This is a genomic window from Desulfosporosinus sp. SYSU MS00001 (assembly GCF_049943955.1).
In the GTDB taxonomy this organism is placed as follows: Bacteria; Bacillota; Desulfitobacteriia; order Desulfitobacteriales; family Desulfitobacteriaceae; genus Desulfosporosinus.
In genome coordinates this window covers 18,083-31,633 of record NZ_JBNFTW010000002.1, presented here as the reverse complement: position 1 = coordinate 31,633, position 13,551 = coordinate 18,083, and the positions used below count along the sequence as shown (strand labels likewise).

Sequence of the window (13,551 nt, the reverse complement as noted above, 5' to 3'; positions counted from 1 at the left end):
TATTAAAATTTAAGCATTTTTGATCGCTTTTTCAGGAATTCAGACATATAATTATGCTTCCATACTCTCAATAATTGCCAGAGCCATTTCTTGAGTTCCAGACGTTCCTCCTAAATCGGGAGTGATATACTCTCGATGGGTTAAAACATGGTATACGCCTTTTTCAACCCTCTGAGCTTCCTTAGCAAATCCCAAATACTTAAGCATTTCAACCCCTGAAAGAATCATCGCCAGAGGGTTCGCAATATTTTGGCCGGCGATCTGAGGAGCACTGCCATGAACAGCTTCAAAAACAGCCCCCATTTCTCCAATGTTTGCTCCCGGGGCAACTCCTAAACCTCCAACCAAGCCTGCGACGAGGTCGGATACGATATCACCGTACAAATTCGGCAGGACCAGTACATCAAACTGTTCAGGGGTTTGTACTAAATTCATGCACAAAGCATCAACAATTCGATCTTCACATTCAATATCAGAAAAATCCCTAGCCACATTACGGACACTTTCCAAGAAAAGCCCATCACTCAGCTTCATGATGTTAGCCTTATGGACAATTGTCACACGTTTTCGTCCTTCCCGCCGGGCAAGTTCAAAAGCATACCTGCCAATTCGCTCAGATGCTTCGCGGGTAATTACTTTGATTGACTCCGCAGCCTGATTTCCAACGTTATGCTCAATTCCGGCGTAGAGGTCCTCAGTATTTTCGCGAACAACTACGATATCAACATCTTGATATTTTGAGGGCACATTCGGCAGATTCCGCAAATGACGCACGTTGGCAAAAAGCTGTAACTGCTGCCGCAGGGATACATTGACACTGCGAAATCCCTTGCCAACGGGAGTAGTGATCGGCCCCTTGATGGCAACCTTATTGCGGCGAATTGTCTCCAAGACTTGCTCCGGCAAAGGGGTTCCATATTTGGCAATACAGGCCTCTCCTGCTTCAACAACTTCCCATTCCAAGGGGGCCTGACTCGCCATAATAACTTTCTGGGTAGCCGCACTAACCTCAGGTCCTATCCCATCACCAGGAATTAATGTCACCTTAACTGTCATTGAATAATACTCCCTTCTCTTGAGGAAAAACTAGCGTCTAAAGAGGCGGCTTACTCGCCGCCTTGTGAACTTAGTCTTAGGATTATTGCTTTTTTTGTTTTAATATATCCCCGTAAATATAAACCAACTCTTTGTCAAACAAGGAACGTTTCATATCGACTGCCAGAGCACGTACTTTTTCAAGCATTACCACGGCTTCTGCTTCAGTGATTTCTTTGCCATATTCTTTGAATTTGGCTTTAATCGAAGCAGTTCCAGAGTGTTTGCCAATAACAATCTGACGCTCCAGCCCGACATCTTCCGGACTAAACGCTTCGTAAGTTCGAGGATTCTTTAAGGCACCATCAGCGTGGATTCCTGATTCATGAGCAAACATGTTGCTTCCCACAATAGATTTCCAGGGAGGAAGCATGCGGCCTGAAGCACGAGCAACATATTCAGAAAGTTCGACAAAGCGTTCGGTAACAAAGCTTAAATCAGTGTCCAGCAAGAACTTAAGAGCCATAACCACTTCTTCTAAAGCCGCATTACCAGCACGTTCACCTAAACCGTTAACAGTCACTCCAACGTGAGAAGCACCAGCCTTAACACCTGCTAAAGCATTGGCTGTAGCCATACCGAAATCATCGTGGGTATGCATTTCAACATCGATTCCTGCTTTTTCGATTAACGTTTTTATATTATCGTAGGTGGTGAAGGGATCAAGGATTCCAACGGTGTCACAATAACGCAGGCGATCAGCACCCGCTTTTTTGGCTTCTTTAGCAAATTGAACAAGGAAATCCATACTGGAACGAGAAGCATCTTCAGCGTTGACAGAAATATACACCCCTTCTCGTTTGGCAAATTCTGTCGCCTTAATCATCCGCTCGAGAACATCTTCGCGAGTCGTCTTAAGTTTATGTTCAATGTGAATATCGGAAGTAGAAATTGAAATGGCAACTGCATCAACACCACAGGCAAGAGATGTTTCAATATCTGAAATTACCGCTCGATTCCAACCCATGATACTTGCTTTCAAGCCAAGTTTTGTTATCTCGCTGATAGCCTTCTTTTCATCCCCTCCCATGACAGCGACCCCTGCTTCAATTTGATGCACACCAACCTCATCGAGTAAACGAGCAATGCGCAATTTCTCTTGATTGGAAAAAACGACTCCCGCCGTTTGCTCCCCATCCCGTAACGTTGTATCTACAATCGTTAAATGTCTCAATTGGACACACTCCTCTTCTTCAACTTGAAAATATGCTATACTACGCAGTCAATATTTATTCTCTATACTAGCATAATACCTCTTAACTTTGAAGAAGAACAAAATGCGTATATTGTATACTTTACGAATTAATTGATAGAGAATTTAAATTTAACTTTTTTCAATATTTTATATTTTTAATTACCTATTTTTCTTATTTTCTTATCATTATCTTATCTAAGATAAAATATGACATAGTTTTTAAGATTTATTTCATCCTTAAGTTAAGAGGAGTTGACCTACTTTAAAGAATAATAGGCCAACTCCCCTTTGACGTCATTTGAAGAACAAGATAAAACCATTATGAACAAGTCAAAACCATTTTTATTGAAGGTGATTAAACTTCAAACCTATCTATTATTTAAAAAGCATATTAGTCTGACAGCTTCTTTTTAAGCAGCTGATTAACCAGGCCCGGATTTGCTTGTCCTTTTGTTGCTTTCATAATCTGACCGACTAAGAACCCGATGGCCCGCTCTTTTCCAGCATGATAATCTTCAACAGATTGGGGATTAGCAGCGATTACCCCGTCGATGATTCCCAGCAGCGCGCCTTCATCGCTAATTTGGGCAAGCCCTTTCTCCTTGACAATCTGTTCGGCATCCTTGCCGGAAGCATACATTTCTTCTAAGACGGATTTTGCAATTTTGCCGCTCAGGGTTCCCTTATCAATGAGCTTAATCAATGCCACCAACTGTTGGGCCGAAACAGGCGAATCCGCAATTTGGCATTGATTGCTGTTCAGCAAGCGTGTCAAATCCCCCATAACCCAATTTGCTAAGCTCTTAGCCTCTGCACCTTGGGCTAAGCCCTGGTCAAAATAATCGGCCATGGCTTTAGTTTGAGTGACTACTGCCGCATCATAAGCTGATAACCCTAACTCTTGCAAGCGGTTCCGACGTTCCCGCGGAAGTTCCGGCAAGGTTGTGCGAATCTCTTCCACCCACTGCCGGTCAATGACTAACGGAACGAGATCCGGCTCAGGGAAATAACGGTAATCATGAGCCTCTTCTTTGGACCGCAAGGCCAAGGTAATCCCCCGTCCTTCATCCCAAGTCCGAGTTTCCTGAACCACTTCTTCCCCGTCATCAAGGGCACGGGCCTGTCGGGCAACTTCATATTCCATACAGCGCCGGACGGAACTGAAAGAATTAAGGTTTTTAGTCTCCGTTCGGGTTCCAAAGGTCGCTGAACCAATTGGCCTCAAAGAGACATTAACATCGAAACGGACCGAACCTTGTTCCATACGGCAGTCGGAAACGCCTGTGTACTCCAGGATTTGAACCAATTGTTCCAGATAGGCTAAAACTTCCGGAATCGAACGCAAGTCAGGTTCAGAAACGATCTCCAAAAGAGGAACTCCTGCACGGTTATAATCGACGGACGAGGCATCTGAGGTTGTGATGGTTTCCCCGCTGTGGACAAGTTTCCCGGCGTCTTCTTCCATATGAGCCCGGGTAATTCCTATCCACTTTTTCACTCCATCAACTTCAATTTCCAAACCGCCATTTTTACAAATCGGCAGATCAAATTGGGATGTCTGGTAGTTTTTCGTCAAATCCGGATAGTAGTAGTTCTTGCGGTCAAACTTGGAAAAATCGGCAATTTCACAGTTTAAAGCTAAACCTGCTCGAATAGCATAATTGACAACTTCTCGGTTTAAGACCGGAAGCGTCCCCGGCATCCCTAAACAAACAGGGCAGACATGGGTATTTTGTTCTCCCCCAAACTCCGTTGTACAACCACAGAATATTTTTGTTTTCGTTTGAAGTTCAACGTGAACTTCTAAACCACAAACCATTTCATAACGATCAGCGACTACCACGCGCAAGCACCTCCCCGGAAAGATTCGGTTTTAACGTGTGATAATTTGTAGTTTGCTCAAAGGTATAAGCCACGCGATAAAGCGTCCCTTCATTAAAGGCTTTGCCCATCAATTGCATGCCAATGGGCAAACCATTAACGAAGCCTGCAGGAATTGAGATAGCCGGAATCCCGGCCAGATTAATTGGAACCGTTGTAATGTCCGAAAGATACATGGTTAAAGGATTGGACTTTTCTCCAAATTTAAAGGCCGGTGTCGGTGCCGTGGGGCCCAGCAAGACATCAAATTTTTCAAAGGCCTGATCAAAGTCTTGTTTGATTAAGGTCCGAACTTTTTGAGCTTTGAGATAATAAGCATCATAATAACCGGAACTCAAGGCATAGGTCCCCAGCATAATTCTGCGCTTAACCTCCTGCCCAAATCCATCTGCCCGAGTCTTCCGGAACATTCCTAAGACATCGCCGGCTTCAGCCCGATAACCATAACGAACGCCATCATAACGGGCAAGGTTGGAACTGGCCTCAGCAGTTGCGATCAAATAATAGGCCGGGATAGCATATTCTGTGTGGGGTAAAGAACATTCGCCCACTTCAGCCCCTAAACCGCGCAGGGTTTCGACGCATTTTTGAATCTCTTTAGCAACCTCCGGGTCAATTCCTTCCCCGAAGTATTCACGGGGAAGGCCGATTTTCAAGCCTTTAATATCATCGATCAGGAACTTCGTATAATCAGGCTTATCATAGCGAACTGACGTGGAATCCATGGCATCATAACCGGCAATCGTATTCATCACCAAAGCATTATCACGAACGGTTTTAGTTAAAGGTCCTATCTGATCAAGGGAGGAAGCATAGGCGATAAGACCAAAGCGAGAGACAGCTCCGTAGGTTGGCTTCAAGCCAACGACGCCGCAAAAGGCTGCCGGCTGTCGAATCGATCCCCCGGTATCAGACCCCAGGGAAAAGGCAGCCAAGTCAGCTGCGACAGAAACTGCCGCGCCGCCGGAAGAACCTCCGGGAACGCAGTCTAAATTCCAGGGATTGCGCGTTTTCATATAGGCTGAATTCTCGGTCGAAGAACCCATGGCAAACTCATCCATATTTAATTTGCCTAGAAGAATACTTCCGGCATCTTTTAGGCGTGTTGTTACCGTAGCATCATAGGGAGGATAAAATTCCCGGAGCATTTGGGAAGCACAAGTTGTACGTACGCCTTCCGTACACATATTATCTTTCATAGCCATGGGGATTCCTTCTAAGGCCCCCAGCTCTTCTCCCCGAGCAATCTTTTGGTCAATCTCCGAGGCTTGGGTTTGAGCGTCTTTTTCTAAGACGGTTAAATAAGCCTGTAAATCTTTATCTAAATCCCGAACTCGCTCTAAGTAAGCGTTGGTTAATTCAGCAGCGCTAACTTCTTTATGGATAAGAAGTTCATGGAGCTCACTTATGGATTTCTCAACTATCATAAATGCCAGCCCCTCCTTTCTATGTGAGACTAATTCTGGGAACTCTAAAAAATCCTTCTTCGGCATCCGGGGCATTTCTTAAGGTTTTATCGTGGCTAATTGAAGGTTTTACTTCGTCCTCCCGCAGGACATTATGCAGAGGAACAGCATGAGCCGTCGGGACAACGTTATCGGTGTCTAGGCGTTCCAGCATTGCAGCATAATCTAAAATAGAGTTCAGCTGCTGGGTATAGTCTTGAATCTCTTGTTCGTTTAACTCTAAACGTGCCAATCCGGCGACATATATAACGTCTTCACGTGAAATTGCCATCAAATTCACCTTCCTTTGACTATTTTTTCGCTATCTATTTATAATAGCAAATCTGGAAGATTGGGGCAACATATGCAAATCATGCAAATAAGACGGTTCTTTGCAATATCCCGACAGGATAGCGCAAAGAACCGTCCTTGGTTCCGTCCCTTTCTTCCTTCACCTTTTTATCCCCTAGGCCTCCTGTTTCAGCATGGCCTCAAACTCATCTTCCGTCAGCACTTGTACTCCAAGCTCCTGGGCCTTTGTCAGCTTGGAACCGGCTTTCTCCCCAGCAATAACGAAAGCTGTCTTTTTACTCACCGAGCTGGCTGCTTTACCGCCGTGATCTTCAATAACCTTTTCAATCTCCCGTCGGTCCCAGCGTTCTAAAGAACCCGTGACCACAATGCTTTTGCCGGCAAAAATCTGCGGTTTTGAGGTTATCTCAGCCGTCATGTCAACTCCGGCCTGGCTCAATTTTTCAATAAAGAGTTTAGTACTCTCCAAACTGAAAAAATAGACGAGATTTTCTGCCATAGTCGGACCGATGTCGGGGATTTCTTGTAATTCCTCCAGAGACGCTTGCATAAGCCGCTCCATTGACCCGAACCTCTGAGCCAGGATTTTACCGGCCTTTTCTCCCGTATGGCGAATCCCTAAGGCAAAAATCAAAGGTCCCAAGCCCCTGGTCTTGCTTTCCTGAATGGCCTTCAAGAGGTTTTCAGCCGATTTCTTGCCCATCCGCTCAAGCGGGATGAGCTCTTCGAAGGTTAAGGAATATAGATCCGCCGCATCAGAAATCAGATTGGCATCGAGGAGCTGTTGAATCACTGCAGGACCCAGACCATCGATGGCCATGGCATCACGAGAGACGAAGTGAATAATTCCCTCCCGTTGTCTCGCCGGACAGATGATACTTTGACAGCGATAGGCTACTTCACCTTCTTCTTGGCGGACAGGGCTCTGACATTCCGGACAATATTCCGGCATTGCAAAGATTCGTTCTTCTCCCGTTCGTTTCTCCGGCAGCATCCTTACAACTTCAGGGATGACATCACCGGCCTTTTGCAGCAGAACATGATCGCCAATGCGAATATCTTTCTGGCGAATGTTATCAAGATTATGAAGAGTCGCCCGGCTCACCGTAGACCCTGCTACTAAAACAGGTCTCAGAACTGCCGTAGGCGTTAATACTCCCGTTCGGCCGACACGAATAAGAATATCTTCGACAACCGTTTCTACTTGTTCCGCAGGAAATTTATAAGCAATTGCCCAACGGGGACTTTTGGCCGTAAAGCCCAATTCTTGTTGAACGGCAAAGTCATTCACTTTAATAACAAGTCCATCGATATCATAAGAGAACCCGTGACGTTCCGAGGACATCCGCTCACAATAAGCAATAACTTCCTCGATAGTCTGAAAAATTCTATATTCCGGATTAACAACAAACCCTTGTTCTTTTAAATACGCAAGGACTTCCCTTTGGTTATGTAAGCCTAACTCGTTTGCTCCTAACACCTGATAGGCAAAATAATCCAGCTTCCGCTGAGCCGTTATTTTGGAGTTTAATTGGCGCAGAGATCCTGCAGCAGCATTACGGGGGTTGGCGAATGTTGACAGTCCTTCCTCCTCCCGTTCTTGATTCAGGCGGGCAAAAGAGGCCTTCGGCATATATCCTTCTCCCCGGACACTTAGCCCTGACACCTCGTCTTTTAAGCGCAAGGGGATGGATTTAACCGTCTTCACATTGGCGGTAATATCCTCACCCACTTCACCATCACCGCGAGTTGCCCCCACCGCCAGCAAGCTGTTCTCATAGGTAAGTGCAACGGTTAAGCCATCAATCTTAAGTTCCACCACATAGTCAACAGACGATGTCACTTGGCGCACCCTGCGGTCAAACTCCCTCAGGTCTTCTGCGGAAAAGGCATTATCTAAACTAAGGAGAGGTTCCAAATGACGTACTTTAGAGTACTCTTTGGCAACCTCTCCCCCGACTCGTACAGTTGGAGAATCGGGAGTAACCCAGTCCGGATGTTTCGCTTCTAGGCTCAGCAATTCGCGCATGAGGGCATCGTAGTCCGCATCAGTCATGGTGGGTTGATCAAGCAGGTAGTACTGCTTATTCGCAGCCTCTATCTCTTCCCTCAACCATCTCATACGCTCGAATTCATCCTGCACCAAAATTTCCTCCCGTCTCCTTATTATGTTGCTTTGTATTAATTAGTTCGCTGAAAAATAAGTTGTCATTGGCGGAACAACTTGTTTTTTACGGGACAGAACACCTGGAAGCTCAACGCTGCCATTAACGAGTTCTTTACCGAAAGCTTTAGCAACTTCTTCCGGCTTATCCCCTTTAACGATCAATTCGGTATAGTCACTTAAAATATCGGTAACCATTAAGCAGATATAACGCAGGTCTTGAGCAACGCGATAGTCCTCAAGTCCTTTATTTAAGTTTGCCCGCACGTCTTCAAATCCATCCATACCCATCAAGCTGACTTGACCGACACCAATCTTGTTGGATCCCATGGTGAAGGCTTTGAAGTCTTCTTCAATCATGCTTTGCGGAGTGCGTTCAGCAATATTAGAACCGGCTTTGAACATTTCAACACCAAAGGTTTTAGGATCAACGCCGGCAATAGCTGCCAGTTCAGCAGCAATAACTTTATCTGACTCAGTGCAGGTTGGGGATTTGAAAATAACCGTATCGGAAAGAATAGCAGCCAGTAAGATACCAGCGATAGCTTTTTCAGGAACTAAACCTTTTTCCTTGTATGCTTGAGCAACAATGGAGCAGGTGGAGCCGACAGGTTCGATCCGTACATAAAGAGGCTCAGCAGTTTGGAATCCGCCAACTTTGTGGTGGTCAACGATTTGTACAAGCTGAGCTTGATCTGCACCTGCAACAGCTTGACCATATTCATTGTGGTCAACAAGGATCATTTTTTGTTTAGCTTCAACAGACGCTAAAACTTCAGGCACTGCAACTCCATAATAGTTAAGAACAAACTCAGTCTCTTTATTGATTTTACCTGCTGTAGCAGGAACACAATTTTCAACGCCGGTGAGTTCTTTTAAACGAGCTAAAGCAATTGCAGAGCAAACTGAATCTGTATCTGGGTTTTTATGACCAACAATATAAATCTTATCCATTATAACACCTAAACCTTTCTCTTTAAAATTCAAAATGCATTTAGAGCTTCGTTAGTTTGGCATATTCCGCCAGAAGTTTTCTAATTCCAATTCCACCGTCAAATACAATTGTCAATTCTGCCTGATTTCCTTCACCCTTGATTGAGACAATAATTCCTCGTCCGAATTTTGCATGCTCAACCTTTTCTCCTACGTGATGAGCCTCACCTCCTTTAATGACAACCGGGCTGCCAAAATCTTTCTCCCAGGTGCCGGACCCCAAAGGGGTTCTCCGATCCGGCTTGCCCTCCTGTCTCTGAAATGATTTGGGTGAAGTATTTGAACGCAGTTTAGGCGGATCGAGTGGATCGATATCCGTCATTAGTTCTGACGGAATCTCCTCTAAAAACCGCGAAGGTGGATTATATTGGGTTTTGCCATAAAGCATACGCATCTCTGAATTGCACAAGTAAAGTTTTTCACGTGCCCGTGTGATAGCTACATAACAGAGTCGCCTCTCTTCCTCCAATTCAGAGGGATCAAGAAAGGATCTGCTGCTGGGAAAAATTCCCTCTTCCATACCAACGACGAAAACGACAGGATATTCCAGGCCTTTGGCACTGTGCATCGTCATTAGGGCAATGGATTCTTCCGTAGGATCCAGTTCATCAATATCCGCGACCAAAGACACTTGTTCTAAAAAACCGCTGACTCCGCCGAGGCTCTGCTCCTCTTCTCCATCGGCCTCAGCTTGAGCAGCCAAGACATCAAACTCCGTCGTAACGGACAGAAACTCCAACAAGTTTTCCAATCGGGCTTCGGCCTCCGGTGAATTGTCTGCTTCCAGAATCCCTTGGTAGCCTGTTTTGTTTAAAATCTCCTTAACTAAGTCAGTCACAGTGGCATTTTGGGAAAACTCGACTAACCCTTGCATTAAATGGGCAAAAGCCAATAAAGGTTTCTTGGCCCGGGTCGTCAATTCAGGAATATAATCTGCTTCCAGAATCGCATCAAGAACGGGCATTCCTTGTTCATTGGCATATTCCAGAATTTTCTCCAGAGTACTTTCTCCCAGACCTCGTTTAGGAACATTGAGTACCCTGGCAAAGCTGACTTGGTCTGAAGGGTTATAAATAACCCTCAGATAGGCCAGCATATCTTTTATCTCTAAGCGCTGATAGAATTTCAGGCCTGAAAAAATCCGGTAAGGCAAAGCTGCTTTCATAAGCTGTTCTTCCAGTATTCGAGATTGGGCATTCGTACGATAAAGAATTGTAAAATCGCTGTAGGGACGGCCTTCCAGTTCATGCAAACGCTGAATTCGTTCCACCACATATCTTGCTTCATCCCGTTCATCATTACTTACATAACAAACGATGGGCTGCCCTTCCGAATTCTCTGTCCAGAGAGATTTTTCCTTGCGCCCTTCATTATTCCTTACAACGGCATTAGCAGCGTCAAGAATTTTTTGAGTAGACCGATAATTCTGTTCAAGCTTGATGACTTTAGCTTCAGGATAATCCCGTTCAAAATCAAGGATATTCTGAATATCAGCCCCGCGCCATCTGTAAACGGACTGATCATCATCGCCTACCACACAGAGATTGCGGTAACGACTGGCCAGCAGCTTTACCAGCACATATTGGGCGTGATTCGTATCTTGATATTCATCAACCATAATATAGCGGAATTTCTCCTGATAATAGTCCAAAACCCTCTCATCTTCTCGAAACAGCTTAACGGTTAGCATAATAATATCATCAAAATCAAGGGCATTATTCGTCCGCAGTTTTTTCTGATAATCCCGGTACAGATCAACGACTTTACTCTGGAAATAATCGCTGGCCTGACTGGCAAATCCATCAGGATCGAGGAGTCTATTTTTGGCATCACTAATCACTGCGGCAACACTGCGCGGAGAAAACTTCTTTTCATCCAGATTCTTTTCCTTCAAGCATCCTTTGATCAAGGCCAGTTGATCTCCGGCATCATAAATAACAAAATTCCGGGTATAGCCTGGCATATGCTCAATATCCCGCCGCAGAATGCGTACACAAGCTGAATGGAAGGTGCTGACCCAAAGTCCCCGACCTTCACTGCCCACGAGGGCAGTCACTCGATCCCGCATCTCTTTAGCCGCTTTATTCGTAAACGTAATCGCTAAGATATCACCCGGTTCAACGCCCCGGGCAATTAAATGAGCAATTCGGTAAGTAAGCACTCGAGTCTTTCCTGATCCTGCACCGGCCAGAATAAGAAGCGGCCCTTCCTGATGCTCAGCAGCTTCTCTTTGTACTGAATTCAAATCGTCTAACCGATACATTAACCACTCCACCTCACTTCTTGTACATATTATAACATACTGTTCGTCCAGACTGTTGCTTGATTTCTGAGGGGCGGTTCCCTTGAACGGACTCATTATAATTTTTCCCTATATCAAGTAGTAATGATTGTTATAATGAAACCCTCATAACGGGCCTTTTATTCCAGTATTTTGCAGTATATTATCCCTTGCTGGAAAAATTGACCGAAATATTCCGGCCTTTTGGACATACATTGCTCATTCCCTTCCATTTTCACTTGTAAATTCCCTTAAAGCAACATAAATAAGGTTAATGGAGACATACGTTGTTCCATTAACCTTAAACCACCCCTGCACAATAAGGCATAATTAAAATTATTCAAAAACCCCCTCAAAATCGAGGCCTTTCAAAAATTCGTCCTGGAATTCCTTCTTATTGGAAAGCTCAATATGTTCTGCCAGTTTTGCCATTGTCCCAGCCCGTCTTCGCTCCTCAAGGGAAAGTAAGGCCATTTTGGCTCCATCGCCGGCAGCATTGCCAATGGAATGAATTTTTTCCAAGGGCAATGGCGGCAGCAATCCGATTCCCAGAGCACTTTCTTTCTTAATATAATTGCCAAAGGCCCCTGCCAGAAGCACCCTGTCAATCTCTAAAGGAGTAATTCCCATTTCTCTGACAAGAAGCATAATCCCCGCACTGATTGCCCCTTTAGCCAATTGCAGTGCTCGAATATCCTTTTGGGAAAGAACTATATCCTCACCGCTGGCCGTATCGTTTCCCCAAGCAAGTACAAACTCGTTCGTCCGCTCACCTTTTCGCAATCTCTCGCGTACCCGCGGAAGCAATTGTTCCAGTTCTTCCGGTTCACTGGCATAACGTCCCGAAGAAGTAATAACTCCTGCCTTAAACATTTCGGCGATGGCATCAATCAAACCGGACCCGCAGATACCTCGGGCTTTTCCTTCACCGATAATCTTTAATTCCACATCCGCAGTTATGTTTACACCTTCGATCGCACCTTCTGCAGCCCGCATTCCATAACGGATTTCAGCTCCTTCAAAGGCCGGCCCGGCTGCCGTTGAACAGGTCAGAATCCTGCCCTTACCGCTGAGAACCATCTCTCCGTTTGTTCCAATATCAACAATGAGGCTGACCCCATCTAAACGATCTGCTCCCGCCGCTAACATAACTCCCACAGTATCCGATCCCACATAACCGGCCACATTCGGCAAGACTACGACTCGCCCGGCAGCGAGGATATCTAGGCCCAGCTCTTGAGCTTCAACATCAACCATTTGCTGAAAAACCGGGATAAAAGGGGCAGGAGCTAAATAGGTGGGATCAATACCCAAAAACAGATGGGCCATTGTTGTGTTGCCGACTACCACAGCCTGATAGATTTCTTCTTGGGGAATTTCGTTTTCTTGACACAGCTGAGCAATGATTTTATTAAGTCCGCCTATCACTTTCTTTTGAACTTCTTGCAATTTCTCGTAACCACCCGCCGCGTAGGTTATACGCGAGATAACATCGGCTCCGTAAATCTGCTGCGGATTTGTCATGGCACCGCTGTCAACGATGATACCCTTAATTATATCCAGAAGGTAAACGACAACCGTCGTGGTGCCGATATCGACAGCGATACCATAGCCATAGTTTGAGGTATCATGGGATTCCACAGCTATCAGTCTGTTACCGTCCATCACTGCTGTGATCTGAAAGCCACCGTCGCGCAATACTTTTGCTAAGGTTGACGCAGCGAAACGGCTAAAACAGATAGTTTCCTTGCCTGGTAAAGAAGAAACTAAGCGATCCCAATCCGACATTTGATCCTCAACCGTCGGCCGCGCTAGTTTAAGGGGATGCTTCGTTATACTGGGGCTCAGAGCGACTTGCTGCAGCTCGGCAAAATCTGTCTTCCTCTGATAAACATCCTTCTGTTCTTCAAGACGAATCACTGCATTCTGTGTTAGAGTATGTTGACAGGCCAGGACCCATCCGGCCTCTAATTCCGAAGCAGATAAAAACTTCTTTTCAGCCAACGTCGGTGAATAAGGGGTATCGGTCTTGACTTGAACTTTACATTTCCCGCAGGTTCCTTTACCTCCGCAGTTGCTCTCAACTTGTCTCCCGGCTAAGCCAATGGCTTGTAAAATGGTTGTTCCATCCTCAACCTGGACAACTTTGTTCGAAAACTTGACGTCAATCATCTCTGTCACTCCT

At 45.3% G+C, this 13,551-nt stretch carries 9 protein-coding genes; all 9 read right to left on the bottom strand.

Going from position 1 to position 13,551, the window contains the following annotated elements; translation table 11 throughout:
* Positions 1 to 51: 51 nt before the first annotated feature.
* Entirely contained in the window at positions 52 to 1,056 is a 1,005-nt protein-coding gene (locus ACPUYX_RS03530) for an isocitrate/isopropylmalate dehydrogenase family protein (protein ID WP_426378350.1), read from the bottom strand.
* A gap of 82 nt (positions 1,057 to 1,138) precedes the next feature.
* On the bottom strand, positions 1,139 to 2,269 hold the full coding sequence (nifV, locus tag ACPUYX_RS03525; protein WP_426378349.1) for a homocitrate synthase: 1,131 nt from the start codon (positions 2,267 to 2,269) through the stop codon (positions 1,139 to 1,141).
* Between the two features lie 412 nt (positions 2,270 to 2,681).
* On the bottom strand, positions 2,682 to 4,133 hold the full coding sequence (gene gatB / locus ACPUYX_RS03520) for an Asp-tRNA(Asn)/Glu-tRNA(Gln) amidotransferase subunit GatB (protein WP_426378348.1): 1,452 nt from the start codon (positions 4,131 to 4,133) through the stop codon (positions 2,682 to 2,684).
* Positions 4,120 to 5,598 carry an Asp-tRNA(Asn)/Glu-tRNA(Gln) amidotransferase subunit GatA gene (gene gatA, locus ACPUYX_RS03515; RefSeq protein WP_426378347.1) on the bottom strand — a complete coding sequence of 493 codons (1,479 nt, stop codon included), beginning with the start codon at positions 5,596 to 5,598 and terminating at the stop codon, positions 4,120 to 4,122. Before gatA ends, gatB begins: the two co-directional genes overlap by 14 nt.
* 19 nt (positions 5,599 to 5,617) lie before the next feature.
* Entirely contained in the window at positions 5,618 to 5,908 is a 291-nt protein-coding gene (gatC, locus tag ACPUYX_RS03510; protein ID WP_426378346.1) for an Asp-tRNA(Asn)/Glu-tRNA(Gln) amidotransferase subunit GatC, read from the bottom strand.
* A 174-nt stretch (positions 5,909 to 6,082) separates the two neighbouring features.
* Positions 6,083 to 8,050, bottom strand: a complete 1,968-nt coding sequence (gene ligA, locus ACPUYX_RS03505) for an NAD-dependent DNA ligase LigA (protein WP_426378884.1) — start codon at positions 8,048 to 8,050, stop codon at positions 6,083 to 6,085.
* 63 nt (positions 8,051 to 8,113) lie between these two features.
* Entirely contained in the window at positions 8,114 to 9,046 is a 933-nt protein-coding gene (locus ACPUYX_RS03500; RefSeq protein ID WP_426378345.1) for a putative manganese-dependent inorganic diphosphatase, read from the bottom strand.
* Between the two features lie 40 nt (positions 9,047 to 9,086).
* A complete protein-coding gene (pcrA, locus tag ACPUYX_RS03495; RefSeq protein ID WP_426378883.1) occupies positions 9,087 to 11,348 on the bottom strand; it encodes a DNA helicase PcrA in 2,262 nt (753 codons plus the stop codon).
* A gap of 354 nt (positions 11,349 to 11,702) precedes the next feature.
* Complete coding sequence (locus tag ACPUYX_RS03490) at positions 11,703 to 13,538, bottom strand: ASKHA domain-containing protein (RefSeq protein WP_426378344.1); 1,836 nt, start codon at positions 13,536 to 13,538, stop codon at positions 11,703 to 11,705.
* Positions 13,539 to 13,551 lie beyond the last annotated feature (13 nt).

Coding starts and splice junctions, on each gene's coding strand:
- ACPUYX_RS03530 (WP_426378350.1), bottom strand. CDS start 1,056: ATGACAGTTAAGGTGACATTAATTCCTGGTGATGGGATAGGACCTGAG.
- gatA (WP_426378347.1), bottom strand. CDS start 5,598: ATGATAGTTGAGAAATCCATAAGTGAGCTCCATGAACTTCTTATCCAT.
- gatC (WP_426378346.1), bottom strand. CDS start 5,908: ATGGCAATTTCACGTGAAGACGTTATATATGTCGCCGGATTGGCACGT.
- ligA (WP_426378884.1), bottom strand. CDS start 8,050: ATGAGATGGTTGAGGGAAGAGATAGAGGCTGCGAATAAGCAGTACTAC.
- ACPUYX_RS03500 (WP_426378345.1), bottom strand. CDS start 9,046: ATGGATAAGATTTATATTGTTGGTCATAAAAACCCAGATACAGATTCA.
- pcrA (WP_426378883.1), bottom strand. CDS start 11,348: ATGTATCGGTTAGACGATTTGAATTCAGTACAAAGAGAAGCTGCTGAG.
- ACPUYX_RS03490 (WP_426378344.1), bottom strand. CDS start 13,538: ATGATTGACGTCAAGTTTTCGAACAAAGTTGTCCAGGTTGAGGATGGA.